Source organism: Acidobacteriota bacterium, assembly GCA_028874215.1.
Taxonomy (GTDB): Bacteria; Acidobacteriota; UBA6911; order RPQK01; family JAJDTT01; genus JAJDTT01.
Window position 1 is genome coordinate 1 of record JAPPLF010000061.1, and the last position, 21058, is coordinate 21058.

12 protein-coding genes are annotated in these 21058 nt (G+C 63.5%); 5 read left to right on the plus strand and 7 right to left on the minus strand.

Features of this window, described 5'->3' with window-relative positions; genetic code table 11:
- Positions 1 to 234 precede the first annotated feature (234 nt).
- Genes OXT71_10895 through OXT71_10905 form a run of 3 tightly spaced genes read right to left on the minus strand, consistent with a single transcriptional unit; the run spans position 235 to position 4070 of the window.
- The gene (locus OXT71_10895) at positions 235 to 981 is read right to left on the minus strand and encodes an SDR family NAD(P)-dependent oxidoreductase (protein ID MDE2926892.1); all 747 of its coding nucleotides are present in this window, start codon (positions 979 to 981) and stop codon (positions 235 to 237) included.
- A gap of 22 nt (positions 982 to 1003) precedes the next feature.
- On the minus strand, positions 1004 to 2446 hold the full coding sequence (locus OXT71_10900) for a hypothetical protein (GenBank protein MDE2926893.1): 1443 nt from the start codon (positions 2444 to 2446) through the stop codon (positions 1004 to 1006).
- 52 nt (positions 2447 to 2498) lie between these two features.
- Positions 2499 to 4070 carry a hypothetical protein gene (locus tag OXT71_10905; protein MDE2926894.1) on the minus strand — a complete coding sequence of 524 codons (1572 nt, stop codon included), beginning with the start codon at positions 4068 to 4070 and terminating at the stop codon, positions 2499 to 2501.
- A gap of 207 nt (positions 4071 to 4277) precedes the next feature.
- On the opposite strand from OXT71_10905, the gene OXT71_10910 reads away from it, so the two are divergent.
- The 3 genes from OXT71_10910 (at position 4278) to OXT71_10920 (ending at position 6697) form a co-directional block, all read left to right on the plus strand.
- Positions 4278 to 4514: a hypothetical protein gene (locus OXT71_10910; protein MDE2926895.1), complete on the plus strand. Its 237-nt coding sequence runs from the start codon at positions 4278 to 4280 to the stop codon at positions 4512 to 4514.
- Positions 4511 to 4939, plus strand: coding sequence for a type II toxin-antitoxin system VapC family toxin (locus OXT71_10915; protein ID MDE2926896.1), 429 nt, complete (start codon positions 4511 to 4513; stop codon positions 4937 to 4939). Before OXT71_10910 ends, OXT71_10915 begins: the two co-directional genes overlap by 4 nt.
- 93 nt (positions 4940 to 5032) lie before the next feature.
- Entirely contained in the window at positions 5033 to 6697 is a 1665-nt protein-coding gene (locus tag OXT71_10920) for a GWxTD domain-containing protein (protein MDE2926897.1), read from the plus strand.
- A gap of 141 nt (positions 6698 to 6838) precedes the next feature.
- On the opposite strand, the gene OXT71_10925 is transcribed toward OXT71_10920, so the two are convergent.
- Positions 6839 to 7867, minus strand: a complete 1029-nt coding sequence (locus OXT71_10925) for a tetratricopeptide repeat protein (GenBank protein MDE2926898.1) — start codon at positions 7865 to 7867, stop codon at positions 6839 to 6841.
- Between the two features lie 88 nt (positions 7868 to 7955).
- Entirely contained in the window at positions 7956 to 11375 is a 3420-nt protein-coding gene (locus tag OXT71_10930; protein ID MDE2926899.1) for a TonB-dependent receptor, read from the minus strand.
- A gap of 330 nt (positions 11376 to 11705) precedes the next feature.
- On the opposite strand from OXT71_10930, the gene OXT71_10935 reads away from it, so the two are divergent.
- Together OXT71_10935 and OXT71_10940 are read left to right on the plus strand one after the other, a co-directional pair.
- Positions 11706 to 12476 (plus strand): SDR family NAD(P)-dependent oxidoreductase, encoded by a 771-nt coding sequence (locus OXT71_10935; protein MDE2926900.1) that lies wholly within the window; start codon positions 11706 to 11708, stop codon positions 12474 to 12476.
- Positions 12477 to 12648: 172 nt separating this feature from the next.
- Positions 12649 to 15420 (plus strand): VCBS repeat-containing protein, encoded by a 2772-nt coding sequence (locus tag OXT71_10940; GenBank protein ID MDE2926901.1) that lies wholly within the window; start codon positions 12649 to 12651, stop codon positions 15418 to 15420.
- Between the two features lie 10 nt (positions 15421 to 15430).
- Here OXT71_10940 and OXT71_10945 read toward each other — a convergent pair whose 3' ends face one another.
- Together OXT71_10945 and OXT71_10950 are read right to left on the minus strand one after the other, a co-directional pair.
- A complete protein-coding gene (locus OXT71_10945) occupies positions 15431 to 17833 on the minus strand; it encodes a sodium/solute symporter (GenBank protein MDE2926902.1) in 2403 nt (800 codons plus the stop codon).
- Positions 17834 to 17969: 136 nt separating this feature from the next.
- Entirely contained in the window at positions 17970 to 21053 is a 3084-nt protein-coding gene (locus tag OXT71_10950; protein ID MDE2926903.1) for a hypothetical protein, read from the minus strand.
- Positions 21054 to 21058 lie beyond the last annotated feature (5 nt).

Genomic DNA, 21058 nt, shown 5'->3' on the forward strand with positions numbered 1-21058 from the left:
TCATCGACAAAGTGGAGCGCCTTGCTACACGTATTTGCGGGACATCACACTAGGAGGAGGGGACTGTTAGTCCCCCTCTGCGGCGACTTTCCTGTCGCCCACTGGGACAGGCAACTATCTTGTCGCTTGGTCTTCTTGCCGGAAAGTGTAAAGGGGGGACTACCGTCCCCCCTACCCCCCCTGTCGGCGGTTGGAAACCGCCGCTCCAAGTCGCCGCTCCAAGGCGTCGTTCCCCTAATACATGAACCAGCCGCCGTTGACGTCGAGGGTGGCTCCGGTGAAATAGGAGGCTTCCTCCGAGGCCAGGAAGACGACGACGGAAGCGATCTCCTCCGGGTCGCCCAGCCGTCCCAGGGGAATCTGGTCGACGATCGCCGCCACCTGCTCCGACGGAATCCGCATCATGTCCGTATCGACAACTCCAGGCGCGATGGCATTCACGGTGACATTGGGAGCCAGTGTCCGGGCGTACGACTTGGTGATGGCGATGATCCCCGCCTTGGTGGCCGCATAGACCGACGAGGCAGCCACGCCTCCGGTCCGGGCGCCGACGGAGCTGATGTTCACGATCCTTCCCGAGCCCTGCCGGACCATCACCGGCGACACCGCCTGCGACACGAAGAAGGTCCCCTTGAGGTTGATCCCCACGATGCGATCGAAGTCCGCCTCGGTCACCTCCTCCAGAGGGATTCGCGGGCAGATGGCGGCGTTGTTCACCAGCACGTCGATGCGCTCGTGCTCCGTCACGATCTTCTCGACGACAGTCGAGATCTCCGATGGCCGGGAAATGTCAAGAGTGTAGGCGGCGGCCGACTTCCCTTCCCGGGTCAAACAATCCGCCAGTCGCCGGACTCCCTCGGTGTTGATGTCGCAGAGCACGACCTTGGCGGACTCATTGGTGACAGCCCGGGCGATGGCCGTCCCGATCCCGCCCGCGGCACCTGTGATCAACACGACCTTGCCGGTTAGCGTTCCCTTCATTCCTGTATTCCTCCGTCGCCGATCAGACAAGCCGCCGGATCAGGTTGGACACCCGCTCGACGACGGTCTGTTCTGCGTCCGGGCGCAATGCCACCGGCATGGAATGGCTCTGCACCAGCAGGTCCGGTACGGCGTACCGTTCGTGAACACTCCAGCCTCCTTGAGGATAGTCTTCGGCACGGGGCAGATAGGCGACGAGGCCGTTGGAGAACCCCAGGAACTGGGTATGCTCGAAGGGCGATCGCGCCTTGACGTCCTGTCCGGTCTGAAAGAAGGCCTCGACGCTGGCGCTGGCCAGGACGATGTCGTTGATCCGAATCGCCTGGATGAGCGTATCCAACGGCGGGTTCCCGGCGTGCACGGCTTCGACCAGTTTTTCGGCCCAGTCGGTAAAGCGCATCGCGACGCTGATCTCCCAGTTTCTGGCGTCGCCGGCCCGGGCTTGGTCCAACTTCTGTCGCCACTCGTCACGGATGGCCTCCGCTTCCTCCAACGGCGGCAGTTCCCCGAACTCCAATTGGATGATCTCGTCGACGGCGCCCAAATAGGTGCAGGTATCGCCGTCGACCGGCTCCCACGGCCAGAACAGGATGTTGGGAATGACCCCCATGGGCCGGCGCTCTTTCCCGCGCCGGACGTCGGTGCGGATGTCGGCGGCCACCTTGACCACTTCGGCGCCCAGAATCAGGCCGGTCCGGTTCTTGGTGTCCCGGCAATCCACCTCGTAACCAATCCCATGGACCGGATTGACGTTTCCGCCGCAGGCCTGCAGGAAGACTGAAAGCCCGCCTAAAGTGTCTTCCACCAGATCGCGGGCCGGACCGGGAAAGTCGGAGGAGACCAGCGAGGAGCGGGGTCCCATGGTCACGGTGTGGCAGCCGTAGCTGAAGCAGGTGGCGATGGGCCGGCCCTCCAGATCGTCGATTCTGAGGACGCCGACGGCCGAATCGATGGGAACGCTGGGATCTTCTCCCAGCACGTCGCGGCCGTCGGGACCCGTCTCCCTCCTGTAGATACCGATATGGGCTTCACCCCATCCCGCCCCGATCCGGGCCGGTTGCGAAGACTGGTCCGCCTCCACGCACGTCTGCACCAGCCATTCGATGAGCCGATCCTGGTAGGCGCGTTGAAGCCTCATCTGCCCGGGCGAGTCGGGCAGGAAATCGGGCAGGGCCGGACCGCTGTGGGTGTGGTTGAAATTGATCAGGACATGGGACGCCGGCGTTCCCACCGCCTCGCCGATGCGCCGCCGGATCTCGAGCGCGACAGGCAGAAAGATGACGCAGATGTCGATGCCGACGATGACCACCTTGCTGGCCTGATTGGAAAGCACAACGGCGGTCGCCGACAGATCCGATTCGACGGCCTGGAGCGGTTCGGCGAACAGCCGGATCCCCGGCCGCTTCGTTCCCAGGGGAGGGTTGATGATTCTTCGGGCGGCGCCCGCGCAGAGGACCTTCGACATTCTCAAACTCCCTTAGCGGACCGTTTCCCGGATACGAGAGAGGACCGGTTCTTCATTCACCGCGAACATACACCGCGTAGAGCCTGGGGTCGCCTTCAGCCGAGGTGAGCCGGATGCGAAGCCGCACCTGCCGGCCCGCAAGGTCGGAAAGCTGACCGCCGGGCCAGACCACGGAACAGTCGAGCCCTCCGCTCCGCTTCTGTAGCCACCCCGCGCTTCCGGTACAGGAGACCGTGCCGGCATTGGCATCGGAGTAGCCGGGGAGCAGATTGAAATCGACGCCGGACACCTCGACCCGCATTTGCGATGCGAAATCGGCGTTCAGAAAGACCTGGGCCTCCCCCTCCGGCAGGCGGAAGGGCGCCGACCAGACCCAGCCCTCCGAGACGCCCCGAATCAACCCCACGGCGCCCCATCGATCGCGAGGCAAGGTGGCAAGGGCGACCTCGCCATAATATTCGGGGCCCACCGGCGCGTTCCGCCAGCGGCCATGGTAGATCCAGGTCTCGTCGTCCACGTTCAAAATGCCGTTGGCCTGGCACAGGATCGTGGGGTATTCCTTCCCGGCCACCGGCGTGACCGGAGAATCGTGCCGCGAGATGTAGACATGCTTCTTCACCGGCTCGCGAAAATGGATCCCGTCATTGCTCACCACCAGTCCCAGGTCGCAGGTGGTCCCGCCGACTCCCGCGCCGCCCTGGCGCCAGATGCCGTAAAGACCCACCGCCACCGAGCCGTAGCTGGCCCCGCCGACACCCAGGTGGACCTGGTCGTACTCCCCGGCGGCTCCTCTCGGACCCAGGGTCCGGGGCTCCGGTAATCCGAAGGTCTCGGCCTGGCCCGCCAGCCAGTTTTCGAAGTCGGTGGACACCCAGGCGTAACCCCGGCGTTCGTGCAGCTCTCCCCCCTCACCAAACAGTTTCCCCTGGCCGTGGGCCAGATAGAGCCCGTTGTGCTTGAAGAAGGAGGAGAGCTCGACGAAGACGTCGAGCGGCAGGTCGGGTCTCGCAGTCCAGGTCAATCCGTCGCGACTGGTGGCGGTTCGGAGGGTGGATCGGGCCAACCCGTTCAACTTCGGTTCGGCCCACCGATCCCGCGTAGCGACGGGATTGTAGACCATCTTGTAGCGTCGTTCGGGGTCGGTCTCCTCCTCGTCCTTGATGACCGTGACCCCCATGACCCTGTCGTCGGGCAAACGGATGGCGTTGTTTTCCAGGTTCCCCTTGATGGAGACCTGCTTCAGCGACGGCTTGATCCAACGAATGCCGTCCTCGCTCTCGGCGTAGGCAGCGGGACCCAATTCCAATCCGGAAGGCCGGGCGCCCAAACGGACCGGGTAGTACCACATGCGAAATCTGCCCTCGTCCACCATCACCGTCCCGTAGAAATGGGCCGCCAACTGGTCGGCCGCGACGGGGTCGTCGCCACTGGGGACCAGCACCGGATCCTTTCGGACCTGCGGCCGGGACAGGTAGTAGCAGAGGTTGCGCCGGAAGGGGAGCAGGTGGTCGTCGATGGCCAATAGAACGGTGTCCGGATGCCGTTGGGGCGCCGGTTCGACACCGCAGGCGAAACCGAAGGCTACTGCGCCGCAGAATAGGCTCGCGGCGGATCGGAGAATCATCCGCTTGAGTTTCCCCATTTTGAATGGAGATGGCAATCTCGTCCGCTGAGTTGCAGGCCCGATAGAATGCCAAAACGACCTTTTGCCTCCGGCTGAACGCCTGTTTCGGGTAGATTTCCGATGTGAGGCGACTCAGATGCTTGTCACGCAACCTTGAAAGAAGCTAGAATTGAAAGCAATGAAGGCACTTCTATGCAGGCACTTCCCATGGCACAACTAACTGTTCGGAACGTCACCCAGCAAGTGGTTCGTGCTCTTAAGCGGAGGGCTGCGGCCCATGGCCGATCCGCTGAAGCCGAACACAGGGAGATTTTGCGTCGGGCGCTGCTCGAAAGAGATGAGAACTTCGCCTCCCGCGCCAAGAACCTACGACAACGTCTTCGATCCTCCGTCGACAGCACCGAGGTCATCAGGGCCGACCGGGATCGGGACACTTCGGAATGAAGGGCTATGTCGTCGATGCGAGCATCGTTGTGAAATGGTTCGTGGAGGAAAAATGGTCCGACGAGGCATCGAGCCTGCTGGAAGCCAAAGCCACACTGATCGCTCCGGAACTCCTGTTTGCCGAAGTTTCCAACGCGCTTTGGGCCATGCGCCGCCGCGGCGATATCGACAGCGCCGATCTTGCCGATGCTATCGATGCGTTGAGAGCGGTTCCGGTCGCGGTACCCTTCTCGATGCGCCAGCTTGCCGCCGCGGCAGCCCGGCTTGCGGTCGATCTCGACCATCCGGTCTACGACTGCTTCTATCTCGCGCTTGCGGTTCAGGAACAATACCCTGTGATCACCGCCGATGCGCGATTCCACCACAAAGTGCGGGATCACCCATACCTTTCGGACCGGATCATGCACTTGGCAAGTTTGGCCTGACTGCGAGTCTGTGGGGTGAAGACCACCACTCCGTTACTCCCATTCCCGGCTTGACCTTGCCTCCGGTTCGGGCCTAAACTGCTTGAAACCAGGATGATCTTCTCCTATTCCAAATCGAGATCAGCGACCTCGTTGCTCCTCGTCCTGACACTGACCCTCGCAGTCGTCTGGGCCGGCCCCAAGGAAAAGGACGCCTCCAGCGAAGAGGCCGTCGACTACTACAACAAGTGGTTGAATGACACGGTCGTCCACATCATCGCCCATGATGAGCGGGCGGTCTTCGAGAAGCTGACCAGTCCCGAGGAGAAGGAGAACTTCATCGAACAATTCTGGCGTCGCCGGGATCCCGACCCGCGCACCATGATCAACGAGTTCAAGGAGGAGCACTACCGCCGGATCGCCTATGCCGACGATCACTTCTCCAGCGGCCTCGCGGGCCGGAATACGGATCGGGGCCGAATCTACATCATGCACGGTCCGCCGGCCGAAATCGAGAGCTTTCCTGCCGGCGGCCGCTACGACAGGACTCTGGAAGAAGGACTCGGCACCACCATCGTCTTTCCCTTTGAGCGCTGGCGCTACCGGAACCTGGAGGGCATCGGATCGAACATCATCATCGAGTTTGTCGACCAGTCCATGACGGGAGACTACAAGCTCGCCTACCACCCCGACGAAAAGGACCTGATGGACGACAAGGGATTCGGGGGCATGAAGTGGGCCGAGGTACAAGGATGGACCGACAGGTCCGAGCGCTGGCTCAGGCACGGTTACCCCATGATGGACACGAGCGGCGCCGGCGACTGGCTCCAGGTGCAGAAGTATTTCGACCGGCTCCGCGTCACTACCGCCACCATGGGACAGACCAAGGGCAAGTACGACGACCTGAAAAAGTTCGTGAGGACCCGTGTCTCGTATGAGCCGCTTCCCTTTCGGCTCAGGAACGACCAGTTGGAGCTGAATGGCGAGGAAGTTCTGGTGCTGCTGACGCTGGAAGTGCCCAAGAAGGAGCTCAACTTCAAACCGGGCGGTGCGGACACGGCTACGGCCACGCTGGACCTGTACGGGGTGGTGACCAACATGACCAACCAGCATGTGGCCGAGATCGACCAGGAGATCGCCGTCCACGTGGCCACGGACGAGTTGGCGGGAGGGCTGAACGACCTCTCCCTGCACCAGGTGGTCCTTGCCCTGGACAGGGGGCAGCGCTGCAAGCTGGAACTCTTTCTGCAGGACCTGGAGAGTGGAAAGGTGGGCAGCAAGACCCTGGCGATCAATCCTTTTCGACCCCGGGATGAAGGTCTGGGAGCCAGTACCCTGCTGCTGTCGGATCACGTGAGACAGTTGGGTTACGTCCCGGAGCAATACGAGATGTTCGTCATGGGAGACCTGGTGATCCGCCCCAGTGTCTCAAGGAGTTTCGACGGCGAGAATCCGCTATGGGTTTACCTGGAAATCTATGGATTGGAACTGGACTCAGCCTCCAGCAAACCCTCCATCAAGGCGGACTACTTCATCCTTAAAGACGGTCAGATCGTCTTCGAGATCCACGACTCCCTGGGCAAGTCGGTCTACTTCTCCTCCAATCGCCGCACCATGTTGCTGCAACGGTTTCCCCTGGACCGGCTGCAACCGGGGAAGTACACACTCAGTGCGCAGATCGCAGACCGGATCGGAGGAAACAGCACCAGCCGCGAGGAAAAGTTTACTATTCTGAAGCCGGCCGTCGACGCCGGCCAAGCTCAGGTGTTGAAACGCTGACCAGGATTGGAGGAACGAATTTTTGGGCGGTCCATCGTCTTCGCCCGGTGCCGTTTCTTTGGTCTGTTGATTTGGCGATCGGCGGCTGGAAAGCCGCCGGTCCGGGCGACAAGAATGTCGCCGCTCCAGACGCCGCTCCTACTATTCAGTCTTCGGCATTTGTCTCAGCGCGTCCAGGAGCGCCCGGGCATCATCGGCGGTAGAACTCTGGGGGGCGAGTTCCAGGTGTTTTTCCAGATGTTCCAGGGCTTGGGCCAGCCTATCTTCCTGAAGTAGCAGAACGCCGACGTAGTAGTGTGCATCTGCGTGTTGGGGGTCGGCGGCGAGGGTTTCTCGCAAAGCCTCCATGGCTTGCGCTTCTCTCCCCGAGTTGAGGTGGTTCACGGCGATGAAGTATTGGGATTTCGCCGTTTCCTTGGGGTCCTGATCCCCGGTCAACTTCGCACCCTTCTGGTACATCTCCGTGGCCTTCTCGGCCTCCCCCATGTCCGAGTAGACGTGTCCCAGGTCCTGGTAGAAGGAGGCGTTCTCGGGATCGAGCTCGATGGCCTTCCGGTAGGCGGCCACTGCATCCGAGGGCTTTTTCAGCTTGTTGTAGACGTGTCCCAGGTTGGCCCAAGTGGGCGCCAGAGTCGGTTGCATCTCCACCACCCTGCGGAACGCCTCCGCCGCCTCCGCGTATCGACCTTCGTCGATGAATCGCATGGCCACCTTGTGGCTCTCGTCAATGACCTTCACTGTCCGTTTCATTTCCTCCGCCTGGCGCAGCTCTCGGACCAGCTTGTCTCTCTCCGCTCGGGTCATCTCGGCGTCAGTGGAGTGGCCGGGTCTCATGGTGAAGTTGTTGACGCCGCCGCTTTGTGACCGTGAGGCTCGGACACCCACCGACTCCTCAGTCCAGTAGCCTTCCTTGATGGCCACGATTCGATAGGACAGATAGGGGTCGACGGCGATGTGAAAATATCGTCCTCCCTTGTCGGTCTTGAGCTGGTACGTTTGCTTGCCGTTGAGTCCATCGATCCTGACCGCGACGTCCTTAAGAGGCTTGCCCTCATGGTCCTTGATCTGACCCTGCAGCGTTCCACGGTGGACTTGGGCATCGGCTGGGCCCGAGACCAGCAGGAAGAATGCTCCCAATAAAGACGACAGGCAGTGACTCGTTCTGTTCATGGCCTGCACCTCGTAACAAAAAAAGGGGGGAAGGGAACTGCTTCCCTCCCCCCTGTCAAATCAACCTTTGTCGGCTTGGGACCCCGACCTACCAGACGATTTGGAACTGGAAGTGGACGTTACGGGGAGCCGACCCGAACCGCAGCAGGCCTCCGCCCCGTGAAGGGATTCCGAAGCGAGCCGGACTCGTGACGTAGAGGCCGCGGTCTCTCGACGCCACCACGTGGTGGAATGGGTTGACCATGGTCATGGAGAGCCGGGCTCTAATGTCTTCATGGAGCATCCGGATGGGGAAGAATTTGTACAACGTCGCGTCAAAGGCCCAGCCCGGCAGCCGGCTCACGGCGTCGCGCGGAGTCGTACCGTAGGTGCCCGGATCCGGGACCTTGAAGCAGTTGATGTTGACGGTCGTCGGCCGCGTATAGCTGTGGGGGCGGACCTGCGGGTCGCAGCCAGCCTTGGACATGCTGGCCCGGCCGCTGAAGCGGCCGGTGTTGGTGGGATCGAATCCGCTGTAGTACTGGTGGTAAGGACGTCCAGTAGCGGCATCGAAGATGCCCGCGAATTCCCAGCCACCCAACAGGGCGCTCAGGATCGAGCCTTTCCTCAGGTGCGACAGGTAAGGCTGATCCGGACCCCACGGGAGCTCCCAGATGAAGTTGATGCGGATTGAGGCCGGGTTCAGATAGGCGTCGGCCCGATCCCGGTTCCGGTCGTAGGGATCCTCGATCCCGGCATAGCCTCCGAGGCGCGGCGCTATGCCCCGCCCGTAGGCGGACGCGAACGCCGTAGTGTCGTCCACATCCTCGATCTCTTTGATCCACTGGAATATTCCGTCGAACATGAGCCCGCCGATAGGAGTCCGGGACATTCGGCGAGTGAACTGCCACTGGAACTGGCTATGGCTCATGTGGCCGCCGCTGTCCAGGTAGATGATGTCGTCAAAACCCGGGTTGTGGGGGTAGTTGAGCCGCTCTTCGGTAAAGGGAGTCAGACTCGCCGTAGGAATGTTGATGTCCCTGGAGTACCAGAGGCTCGTAGCCGAGGAGCCGACGTAGGAGAAGCGGAAGGAGGTTTCGCGTCCCAACTGCCGCTCCAAGGTCACGTTCCACTGCTGCAGGTAGGGCTCCTTGATCTTGGGGTTCACGCCCTGGATGTTGAAGGTGGCCGGAGCCGAGCCCCCGACGGTCGCCCGGGGAAAGGGCCGGTCGGTGGTGACCAGGGGGACGCCGTCGGTGATGGTATTCCGAAAGGTCTCGTCCAGAGCGAAAGGCCCGCCCGTGAGCAGCGTCGCGAAGTAGTTGTTGGTGCTCCCGGCGTCGTGCATGAACATGCCGTAACCGACCCGCAGGACGGTCTTGTCGTCGAGCCGGTAGGCGAAGCCCAGACGCGGCGACCACTTGGTCAAGGAATTGACCAGGTGGTTGGGGAAGCGGGCCTCGCTGGCCGTCTCGATGGGGATGGCGGGATGGAAGGCCGGGGCGATCAGACCCCGTCCGGCTTCCGGCACCACCAGGGCGCCGGTGGCCATGTTGAAGTTGTACCAAGCTCCGTTGGCGTCCGTGCGCGGGGAGATCCGGTCGTAGCGGACCCCGATGTTCAGCTTCAACCTGGAGCTGACCTGAACGTCGTCCTGAACGAACAACCCGAACTCGCTGTAGCGCCCCTCCACGGCCGGCCGTGGGGTGTGGCGCCCGGTCTGGGTGGGAAGTCCCAGCAGGAAGTCGGCGAAGGGATCGCCGGTAAAGAAACCCGTGTGATTCCAGTCACCTGCCACCGACCTGAGGGCCCGGAGGTCGGAAATGCGCCGGATGGCGTGGTCATAGCCCAGCTTCCAACTGTGGATTCCGGTGCGATAGCTGAGGTTGTTGCGGATGCTGTAGTAGTTGCTCACCGTCTCGTTGGTGGCGGCGGCGCGGGTACCGATGGTGTGGAGGTTGTCGACCCTGATGTAGGGGAGAGTGTTGAACGCCTTGCGGGTGGCGGCGTCATCGCCCAGGTCGATCCCCAGCGAGTCGATGAAGAGGGCAGCGGAGTGCTCGGTCCGGTTGTAGTTGTCCCGGCGGAACAAGCCGAAGCGGAACTCGTTGATGAGACCGGGAGTGAAGATATGAGTATCGAAGACGTTGATGACGTCATTGAGACTGCCGAACCAGTCCTGTCCGGTGGCGGGATGGCGCTGGCCGAAAAAGGTGGAACCCCCGCAATGGCAAGTCTCCCAGTTATCTCTCTGGGTGTGCATGATCCCGAAGGTGTTCCGGTTGAGGATGCTCTGGTCGAAGCGATAGATCCACTGCTTGTTGGCCCCCTGCTGGCTTCCGGTATACTGCAAATTCTGCTCCGGGATGTCGGGGTCGCCGAGGTTGGATCCGGTGGGCTCCAGGAGCCACTTGTCGATCATGTTGATGGCAACCGGGTTCCAACGGGAGCGGGGAATGATGTTCCCGGCGAAGGTCTCCCCGGTGAGGGGATCCTTCAATTCCCCCAATTGGGGCCGGACCTTGGCCAGATACGCGGAAAGGTCGCCCCTCCGCATGGCCTGGGTGGGGGTGTTGAGCCAGGTTCCCTGCCCGAAGGTGATGTTGGTGGGCGGATTCTGCTCGAATGAAATGAAGAGCCAGCTCTTGTCCCGTCCATCGTAGATTTTCGGGATGTAGATGGGACCGCCCCCGGTGAAATTGTAGCGAAATGCCCACACTGCGTTGGGATTCCGCACCGCGCCGGGAGGGCCGGGCCAGCGGGCTTGCAGCCGAGGGTGGCGCATGTTCAGCGTGAACATCCCATGGGGCCGGTTCTCACCGCGCTTGGTGACGGCGTCGACGGTCAGCGGAGCCCGGAATTCGGCGGCGGCGTTCAAGGCAACCGTCTTCTCTTCGGCGATGGCCGAGAAGGGAGGCCCCACCTGCTCGCCGTTCATGGGAGTCCCGTCCACCGAAGTCTGGGTCATGGTGGTTCGCGAGCCGTTGCTCTTGTAGCTGTCGGCCACGTCGGCGTTGATGAAGGCCAGGCTCAGGGGCCGGGTGCCGTGGCCGAAGCGACTCATGACCATGGTCCCACGCGGTCCCGCGTTGATGAGCCGGTCGGTCCGGGTCTCACTCCATTGGGGCGTGTCGGTGTTGATCACCGGCGCCGCGCTCCGCACGGTCACCTGCTCGGCCACCTCACCCACTTCCAGTTTGACGTCGAACCGCTGGGTGACCCGAGTGGCCAGATAGTTGTCAACGTTGACATACTTCCTGAAACCGGGCAGCTCCGCGCTGAGGGTGTAGATGTTCGGCGCCTGCACCACGGCGAACTCGAAGTCCCCGCGATCGTCGCTGATGGTCTCGCGGATGAACCCAGTGTCCTGGTTGGTCAAGGTCACCGTTACCCCTGGGACTACCGCCCCCCCGGTGTCGGTGACGGTTCCCAGCACGGTGGCGGCCGTGGTCTGCGCCTGTGCTGGTGTCAGCAGGAGGGGGATAAGCGCCGGGATCAGCAGAACCCGGAAAAATCGTCTGTTGTTCATGACCTCTCCTTATTTCAGAAGAAAACGGATTGAAGAGAGCGCCTGGGAATGCACTCGGTCGTGGCAGGAGACAAAAAGCTGCATGCAGCCGGGTTGACTGGGGGTCGCCTGAATGGGCTAACTCCTACCAAAATGGTTCCTGGTCTATTTCGTCCAGGAAAAAATGAGTTTCGAGCCCCCTGGGATACGGACCCGAGCAGTGATCGAAAGGTATCATGTGTCATCCAGGATTGCAATATCGATTTTTGAATCACTATTTAGCTCGCATTTTTCACCATTGAGCGCTTGGGAAACCAGATTTCCGGAGTTGGGAGGACGGATCAAGTGAACATGAGAGGCAAGGCGGCAGTCGTCACCGGCGCCGCCGCCGGCATCGGCCGGGGGGTGGCGTTGAAATTCGGCGAACACGGGGCCAGTGTGGCGGCTATCGACATCAATTTCGGCACGGCCCGGGAGACGGCCCGCGAGATCCGGCAGAGCGGTGGAGAAGCGCTGGAGCTGCAGGCCGACGTCGGCGAGGAGAGCAGCACCGACGCCGCATTCGAGAGGATCCTGGACAAGTTCGGCGCCGTCGACGTCCTGGTGAACGTCGCCGGCATCGAGCACTACCAGGAATTCCTGGAATTTACGGACCAGGAGTTCGACCGGCAGATCGCCGTCAACCTGAAGAGCGTGTTCTTCTGCAGCCGGCGGGTGATTCCTTCCATGATCCGGAACGGGGGCGGCAGCATCGTCAACACCGCCTCGGTGCAGGCCCTGGCCACCACCGGACAGATCGCACCCTACGCCGCCGCCAAGGGAGGCATCCTGGCCATGACGCGGGACATGTCCCGCGACCTGGGCCAGTACAACATCCGCGTCAACACCATCTGTCCCGGATGCATTCAGACCCCCATGCTGGACCGGTCCTTCACCAGCACCGCCGACCGGGACGCCTACATGGAAAGGCTGGAGGCCTCCCTGCCCTTGGGACGGGTAGGTTTGCCGGAAGACATCGCCAACGTGGCCCTGTTTCTGGCCTCCCCTCTGTCCGCCTACGTCACGGGAATCGCCATCAACGTGGACGGAGGGATGATGAGCAAGTTGCCGCTGCCGGAGTAGTTGGGAGGGGGGACCTTCCTGTCCTCCAGTCCTCTACTCTCCGATGCCGCGTCGGGAGTCCGGCGGCCTATTCTCCACGGTCGCATCCCGGCGGAATAGTTGGTGCTCCCCCGGACGCGGAGCCGATATCTTCCGGGTGGACCGGCGTCCGACGGGGGAGAGGAGATTGGCAATGCTGAATCCAAGTCGCGGAACACCCTTTGTCCCCCTACTCCTGGCCCTCTGGTTGGGGGCCGGCTTCCCGTCACTGGCGGCCCAGAGTTGGTACGAAGACAGCTACGAGGACTTTGCCGACGGCCGCCTGGACGCCTCCGGCCAGAACATCTACGTGTCTCGGAACGGGACCGTCCGCACCATCCACCGCTTCGATCTGAATCAGGACGGCCACCTGGACCTGATCTTCAACAATACGCATGACAGCATCACCTACGTCGATGCCACCTGGGCCGGCTTCGACTCCGCCCGGACACTCACCCATTCTTCGCTGGCGGTGTTGGGGAGTCTCCGGGCGGCCGCGGGAGACCTGAACCGGGACGGCATCACCGACCTGGTCTTCTGTCCCAACCCCGACGGGATTCAACACCCCCGCAGGTTCATTTCCATCGCGTGGGGCGGTGCGGAGGGCTGGACTTCCAACCGGATCAGTGGGGTCCTGCCGGCCTGGAACCCCCGGGCGGTGGCCGTCGCCGACCTGAACCGCGACCATTGGCCCGACATCGTGGTCCTGGCCCAGGCGCCCCGGAGGCAGCCGGACGGGACACCGGTCAAGAGCATGGTGATGAAGGTGTTCTGGGGCGGTCGACTGGGTTTTTACCTGGCCCGGCGTCAAATCCAGGAACTCCCCATTTCGGTCGACATGAAGGCGGCCGATTTCGACGCCGACGGAGCACGGGACATCGCGGTGCTGACCGCCGAAAGCGAGATCCGGATCTTCTGGGCGTCTTCCGAGCCGTCCGCCGTGCCCGTGATCTTGAACGCCACTCGCATTCCTCTCTCCGGCCCTGCGGCCGGCTGCGTGGCGGCCGGGGACATCGACGGAGACGGGCGCACCGACCTGGTGGCGGGAACTTTCGACGGGACCCTCTACACCGTCACCGCCGGCGCCCATCGAAAATGGAACCAGCCGGCACGGAGGCAAGCGGCGCCGGCTTCCCACATCTCGGTCGGCGATCTGGACGGCGATGGACACGCCGACCTGGCGTTGACGGAGTTCGGTATCCGGCATGCTTCGGGAGGAGAACGGGGCGCCGCCGACAGTCCGGGAGGGATCCGGATCCTCTGGGGAGAGGCGGGAAAGTTCGATCCTGCGCACTCGCTCCACCTGGAGGTGGATCACCCTTCGGCCTCGGCCATCGGCGATCTGGACGGCGACGGAAGGTCCGATCTGGCGGCGGCCGTCTACCAGGGAACGTCAAACTTTGCCGCGGAGTCCGCCGTCTTTTTCGGAAACGGCGACCGCTCCTTCCGGCGGGCAAGGCGCGGCATCCCCTCCTCCGGAGCCGCGGACGTGCTGGTGGTCCCGGCGGAAGAAGACCTGCCGGCCCGGGTCGTCGTCTGCAACAGCCAGGGCGGCACTCTCAACGAGAGGGTTCCCCTCTACGTCTACTGGGGCGGCAAGGGGGGCTTCCACCCGGACCGCCGCTGGGTGATCCCCTTCAGCGGCGGCTACGGCGCCGTCGGCGCCGACCTGAACGCCGACGGCATCACCGATCTGGTGGCCATGAACTCCGGACACAGCGGACGGGCGGACCCCGACGTGGGAGCCCACATTCTCTGGGGGACATCCCGGGGGTTCGACCTGGACGGACACCGAACCATCCTCTCGGAGAATCATCTCTCTTCCGGCAACGTCGCCGACTTGAACCGCGACGGCTACCTGGACCTGATCCTGAACGGTTTCGATCCGGCCCAAACCACCCTCTACTACGGATCGGAGACTGGATTCCACCGGAGCCGGCGCCTGGTCGTGCCCTCGGTGCTGACCGTGGCCGACTTCAACCGGGACGGCTGGTTGGACCTGTCCGGGAGCGCGCCGAGCGGAGCGGTGGGGATCCTCTGGGGCGGCCCGGAGGGACCGAGCCGCGAACTGGAATCCATAGGATACGTCCCCTGGGCGGCCAACCAGGAAACGGCCGACCTCAACGCCGACGGACACCTGGATTTGATCGTGGGCGGCTACGCCGATCCCACCACCCGGATCTCCGATGTCGGACTCTTCATCTTCTGGGGATCGGTCGAGGGCTTCACTCCCTGGAACGCCCAGTGGCTGCCCGGCATGGGACAACTGGGCCCGTTGGTGGCCGACTTCGACCGGGACGGCTTCCTGGACCTGTTCGCGCCCTCCTATCACGGAACCGGCGTCCGGGAGTCCATGCCCTCATACCTGTTCTGGGGAAGCCGGGACGGCCTGCGCGCCGAGAACAAGACCCGGCTCGTCTGCGACAGCGCCAGCGACGCCATGGCGGGAGATTTCGATCAGGACGGGCTTCTCGACCTGGCGGTCGTCTGCCATACCCGCCACGGGGACCACCGCGTCGACTCGAAGGTGTTCTACAACGATGGAAATCGCTTTGCCGCCCCCAGGACGGTGGGGCTTCCCACCCTGGGGGGACACACCATCTACCTCACCGACGTCGGGCACATCTACGATCGGAGCTGGCGCCAGACCTACGATTCCTCCCTGTTTCTCTGGGACGGTGAGCGTAGCGGCGGCCGGCTGGAGGCCAAGGCGGAAACGCCCGCCCACAGCCGGCTGAGGTTCCGCGTCCGTTCGGGAGCCGAACCGTCCGGACTGGAGCAAAAACCCTGGCGTCAAGTGAACGGGGACCGATTCCCCCTGGAGAGCGGCGACCGCGTCCTGCAGTACCAGGCCGTCTTCGAGTCCGGCAATGGAGACAGCTACCCGATCCTGGACCGGGTGAGCATCGAGCTGAACTCCGAGTAGGGGCGCAGGGTCACGAGCTCAGCAGCAGGAAGACGATGGCAATGGGAGCCCCGGCGGCGAGGCTGCAGAGAAGGAGGTAACGCCAGGATCGGCCCCGCGTGGGCAGCAGGCTCGCCGCCGAACCCACCACGACGTGGACGATGAAGGGGAACAGATAGATCCATTGGAAGCTGAGACTGGGGCCACCGGTCAAAATGTCCCAGAAAGCCCACAGGATGGCGAAGGAAAAACCGTAGACGGCCCCCACGATCGCTCCGAACGGAGTCGAGAACGGCACGAACAGGCACATGAAGAAGAGCCCGAACAGGGGAGCGACGAACAGCCCGTTGGTCTTGTTGGTCACTTCGGTGATGTTGCCGGGGACGTTACCCACCGGCGCACTGAGAAGGACCACGGCGATGCCGATGCCCAGCACCAGCGCCCGGGCCAGCTTGACGCTGTGTTCCTTCCGCAGTTTCCGGCGGCGGAAACGGCCCAGGAAGTCGACGTGGAACACGGTCACGATGGAATTGATGCCCGAGTCGAGGCTCGACATGGCGGCGGCGAACATGGCCGCGATGACCAGGCCGGCCAATCCGTGCGGCAGATAGTTGGCGATGAAGTGGGGAAACAGGAAATCGGCGTCCGCCAGCAGGTCCTTGCCGTCGGCGATGGCGTGGGGGTGGGTCTGGAAGAAGCCCAGGACCGAGAAGCCCAGCCCGGCGAGCAGCACGGAGACGGCGAAGCCGGCGCCGACGTTGATGTACAGGGCGCGCCGGGCGGCCTTGGCGTCCCGCGTCGCCAGGTAACGCTGAATGGCCACCTGATCGGAACCGTAGGTGAAGATGGTCCACACCGCCCCGGAGAGAATCGAACCGATCACCGTCACTCGTATTGCCGGATTCCAGTCGAAGACAGGAATTTGGTCCCAGTGCGGCGCCCATGAAGTCGGCACCCAACCACCGAGACCGATGTCCATGGTCACCATCGCAATCGTGATCAGACCTCCGGCGAAGAGGATGAGGAACTGAATGACGTCGGTGATCACGACGGCCCGCAGACCCCCGAGGGCGGTGTAGAGCACCGCGACCGCCCCGGCCACCATCACCACCGTCGGCGTCATCGACTCGGGCCAGCCCACCATGACCACCACGGCCTTGGCCGCCAGATAGATGAGCAGAGCCATCCAGACCAGGCGCGTCAGGATGAAGATCACCGCCGCCGTCAGCCGGACCCCGATTCCCAGACGGCCCTCCAGAAGCTCGTAGGCGCTGGTGATGGGCAGCTTCATGAAAACGGGGATGAGAAAGAAACCGCAACAGACGACGATCAGCGGTATCCCCAACGTTCCCCAGACCAGGATGCCCGGCCCGTGCTTGACCAGCTCCCCGGGAACCGCCAGATACGAAATCGTGCTCAGCAGGGTGGCGTACAGCGAAATCCCGATCACGAACGAACCGAGGCTGCGGCTGCCCAGGAAATACTCCTCGGTGTCGGTCTGGCGGCGCGAGTAGTGCCAGCCCACGCCGAGCATGAAGGCGCCGTAGGCGACGACCACGAACCAGTCCAGCCATCCCAGGCCCCGGAAGTCCCTCCGCTCGATCCGTAGCAGGGCATTGGCGGCGGCGGCACGGATTTCCGAATCGATTCCCTGGTGGACCAGTAGCGGCTCCAAGAGCGGAATCTGGTCCTTGCCTCCGGCGTGGGCCAAGGCCTCGATGGCTTCCAACCGTTGTTCCCGGGTCCCGTTCCGGACGTAGGACTGGAGTTCGGACTTCGAAACAGGAGTACCGGACCCGTGCACGTAGAGCGCGCTCAGCAGGTAGACCCGGACGCTTGAATCCACGTCCTCCCCGGAGAGAGCCCGCTCCAGAGCGGCACGGACCTCGGGACCGGCGCTTTCCAGGCGGCGGAGCGCATAGGCGGCGCGAGCGCGGACGGACGCGTCGCCGGATTCCAGACGGGAGGCCAACCCGGTTTGGTCGTCGACCGTTCCGGATCCGGCCAGCACCCAGAGGGCGTCCACTTGCCGGACCCCATCGCCTTCGTCAGCCAGCCTCAGCAACTCGGCTGGCCGGTCGGCATAACCCAGCTTGGCCAAGGCTTCTGCGGCCCGGCTGCCCCGTTCGCCCTCGCTTGACAGGAAGGCCTCGAGGATCCGATCCACATACTGCTGCCGCTCCAGCTCATGTTGGCTTTTCCGGAACGTCGCCTGAGCCAGGATCTGCCAGACGCCGATCTCGTGACTCGAGCCGGGCTCGGCCGTCTCGTGGGAGAAGGCTTCCCTGACGCCTTCGCTGGAGTTGTTCCAGAGCAGGGCTTCAGCGGCCCGAATGCGAACCCATTCCGTCTCTTCCTCCAGCGCTTGCCGCAGAATCTGGACGCTTTGCTCCCTGAGGAGCCGCGCGGGGTCCTCCGCAAAAACGGGAGCCACTCCAAGGCACATCAGGACGAATAGAGCCGCTGCGCGACAAGCACCAAATCTCAAATTTGAAATCCCACTTGCTTCTTGCTTCTTGCTTCGTTTTGGTCCGAAGAGGGCGTCCACGAGGGGCGCCCCGACGTAAGTTTTATCCGACCCCCAGGTATTGCGAGGTGCCGGTGATGGGTTCTTCCGGCTCGCCTCCGCTGCCTTCCGGTTCGGGCGGGGCCTTCTCGAGCCGGTAGACGGTTCGCTCTCCCAGATCCGCGCTGACGTCGCCCCGCAGAACTTCGGGAAGGACCAGCCTGAGGGTCTTGATCTCAGCGGCGGCCAGGGGTACTCCTTGGGCCGGCGCTTCCCGGCCCAGCTTTTTCAAATTGTCCTCCAGCAGATTGCTCTCCCAGGCTTCGACCACCGGCAACGGATCGAACTGGCGGGGGATCAGCGGCGCCCCTCCGCGGTGGTGCAGGGCCAACTCATAGGGGCGGAAGGTGACGAAGGGGGCCAGGATCTCGCAGGTCATGTTCACCGGGCGGCCCTCGGCTTCGAAGACCCGGGCCACCAGGTCTTCTCCGTCCTGCGACAGCTTCAACGCCGAGAGCACCACGTTGTCCGGCCCCACGGCCAACAGGCTCGCCTGCTCCGGAAGAATGTCGTAGCGGCAATCGGGAACGATGGGCAGAAGCCGGTTCCATCCTGCCAGATGCTCCCAGCCGAACCGCCAGTCCCGTCCGCTCTTCCAGTCCCCGGCGTGGGAGGTCAGCGAGAGTCGAGCCTCCTGTTCTCCCGGAAAGAAGTTGAAGGTGGGCGCGTAGATGCTGCAATTGCTGGAGAGCTGGGCGCAGAGGACGCCCCGGTCGAACCGCATCATGCTCTTGGGCGGAGTGACGGTGACGCAGAAATCGCGCCGGCGGTCCCGGACGCTGAGGAAACGGCCCGTCATGCGGGGGTCCCGGTCGGCCTTCGCCTTCTCGCCAGCCAGCCAGACCTCGTCGGCTCCCAGGCGGTCGGTCAGGTGCCGCTCGTGCTCCTGAGTGGCAAACAGTGTGTCGAAAACGATTTCGGGTTTCTCCAGGTTCAGAGGAAAGAACCAACGCAACCCGTGAAGCGGACGGTTGTCCCAGTGCCAACGGAAGAAGAAGTCCACGCGCCGAAGACCGGCGTAGAGGACGCAGCGCTGGCTCCAGTAGCCTCCGAAAAACGCGGATCCGTCTTTCGGTGTCAGGAGAGGACGGCGCACCTCGATGCTCGCAGATACGGCTCCTCCCGTGACCCGGACTTCCGCCGGGCCATGATCGCGGCTGCGGTACTCCCGCCCTGCGGGATCGAAGTCGATGCAGCTCCGGCCGCTGTCCTCCTCGATGAGCAGCTCACCGGCGCCGAAAAGAGCCGACCCGTCCACCAGCTCGATTCCCGAGGTCTTGTCGTAGAGGCTCTCGCAGAAGCCGGTCGCCGGGTCGAAACGGACGCGGTAAAACTCATTTTCGATGGAGCGCCGACCCGTTTTGAGGGGGCTGTCGATCTCCTCCCGTTTCCCGTTCCCAGTCAGATAGAAGGTCTCGTATCCCATGGCGGGGACCCGGGCGCTGAAACGCAGCGCGCCGTCCTGCCCCAGCTCGTGCGGGACCGGGGAACCAGTGGAATCGGAGATTGCCAGCCGTCCCGTGTCGACGGAGCCGGGAAGCGGAAGCTCAACCACGTCCCGGCGGTCCCAATTCAGGAGGTTGAAGACCACGACGGCCGGGTCCTCCCGCCGGAAGGCGATCTTGGAGGCGATCCGGTGCGCGGCCGAAGCGGCCACATCGTCGGCCGCTCCCTGGACCCGCCTCAAGATGTCCCGGGTGTGCTGGATGGTCTCGTCGCCGGACCAGCCGATCTGCTCGTGCTGCTGGGTGAACAGCAGGTCGGACCAGAGGGCGGACAGCAGGTCCCGGGGATAGAGGGCGCCGGTGACGCAATAGTCGAGGGCGGCGGCCTTCTCCGCGGCCGCCAGGGCGTAGCCGGCTCGATGGGACTGCTCCATGATGGGGTACATCCCATGGGCGTTCAGCGCGAAGTGGGGCAGGTAGCCCTGGTGGGGATCCCGCCGGACCCGGGAGTCGGCGGCGACCCGGTCCGAGAACCGGCTCAGGGTATTGAACCGCGCCTGGGGAGTGACGAAGCTTCGGTTCCAGGCCGCCACCCGGTTGATCAGGGCCCGCCTGGATTCGGCCTGGTCCCGGGCCGCAGCGTGACCCACGTAGGGGGCGTCCCAGGCCGCGAGCACCGCGCGAATGGAGGCCGCCGTCTGGCGGACCACCTTGCTCCGGGAGGCGAAACTTCCCTCGATCAGTTCGTCGGTCCGCCAGAGGGCGGAGATGGTGGGCGTGGTGTACCCGGCCAGGACCCCTTCCTGCGGAACGAAGCTGGGATGGCGGGTGCCGTCCGCTCCTTCGACGTCGAGCAACTGACTTCCCGAGGGTCGAGGATAGATCCCCCCGTAGCGCCCGCGCCAGAAGAAGGAGATCCCGCACTTGTCCAGGATCTGCGGCATCTGCGGGTCGAACCCGGGACTGTCGCAGGAGTAGAGGACGCGGCCCTGCGCCCCCAGTCGGCGGCGGAGCCACCATTGGCTTTCGGCGAATTGCCGGATGTAGGATTCCCCCTCATAGAAGTCGGCGTAACTCGGCGCCAGGGTGGGGCTGATGTCCAGCCGACCCTCCCGAATGAAACGTTGCACGCTCTCCAGCAACTGCGGCCGCTTGTGCAACAGGTTCTTGAGTCCGTAGAGAAATTCCACGTTGTAGGTGTAGTCGTCGTCCTCCGAGATCAACTGGACGGCGTCGCGCAACGAGCGGAACGCCTCCCAGTGTTCGGGCAGACCGGTAAAATAGCCGAAACAGAGATGGGAGGAGGGCATCAGGTGGTATTCGAAGTGGGGGACCGGCCCGGTCTCGAACTCGGCCGCGGCCAGAATCCGGTCCCCGGCAAGCAGCCGGATCGAGGCCCGAACGGTGCTGGCGACGTCCTTCACCACTGCCAGGAGCGACAACCTGCCGGCTTCCCGCAAAGGCTCGGCAGGACAGCGCAGGGTTGCGCCTCCCGCCGTCGTCTCCAGTCTCAGGGCGGGCGGGAACGGAGCCCCCGCATCTTCGATCACCACCTCGATCCAGCGATGCGGGTGAGACAGATCCGCACTCGGCCGGCCCACCACCGGCAGCGGGTCCACTCTCAGAATCTTCCACTCCTTCATGTCGC

Coding starts and splice junctions, on each gene's coding strand:
- OXT71_10895 (MDE2926892.1), bottom strand. CDS start 981: ATGAAGGGAACGCTAACCGGCAAGGTCGTGTTGATCACAGGTGCCGCG.
- OXT71_10900 (MDE2926893.1), bottom strand. CDS start 2,446: ATGTCGAAGGTCCTCTGCGCGGGCGCCGCCCGAAGAATCATCAACCCT.
- OXT71_10905 (MDE2926894.1), bottom strand. CDS start 4,070: ATGATTCTCCGATCCGCCGCGAGCCTATTCTGCGGCGCAGTAGCCTTC.
- OXT71_10910 (MDE2926895.1), top strand. CDS start 4,278: ATGGCACAACTAACTGTTCGGAACGTCACCCAGCAAGTGGTTCGTGCT.
- OXT71_10915 (MDE2926896.1), top strand. CDS start 4,511: ATGAAGGGCTATGTCGTCGATGCGAGCATCGTTGTGAAATGGTTCGTG.
- OXT71_10920 (MDE2926897.1), top strand. CDS start 5,033: ATGATCTTCTCCTATTCCAAATCGAGATCAGCGACCTCGTTGCTCCTC.
- OXT71_10925 (MDE2926898.1), bottom strand. CDS start 7,867: ATGAACAGAACGAGTCACTGCCTGTCGTCTTTATTGGGAGCATTCTTC.
- OXT71_10930 (MDE2926899.1), bottom strand. CDS start 11,375: ATGAACAACAGACGATTTTTCCGGGTTCTGCTGATCCCGGCGCTTATC.
- OXT71_10935 (MDE2926900.1), top strand. CDS start 11,706: ATGAGAGGCAAGGCGGCAGTCGTCACCGGCGCCGCCGCCGGCATCGGC.
- OXT71_10940 (MDE2926901.1), top strand. CDS start 12,649: ATGCTGAATCCAAGTCGCGGAACACCCTTTGTCCCCCTACTCCTGGCC.
- OXT71_10950 (MDE2926903.1), bottom strand. CDS start 21,053: ATGAAGGAGTGGAAGATTCTGAGAGTGGACCCGCTGCCGGTGGTGGGC.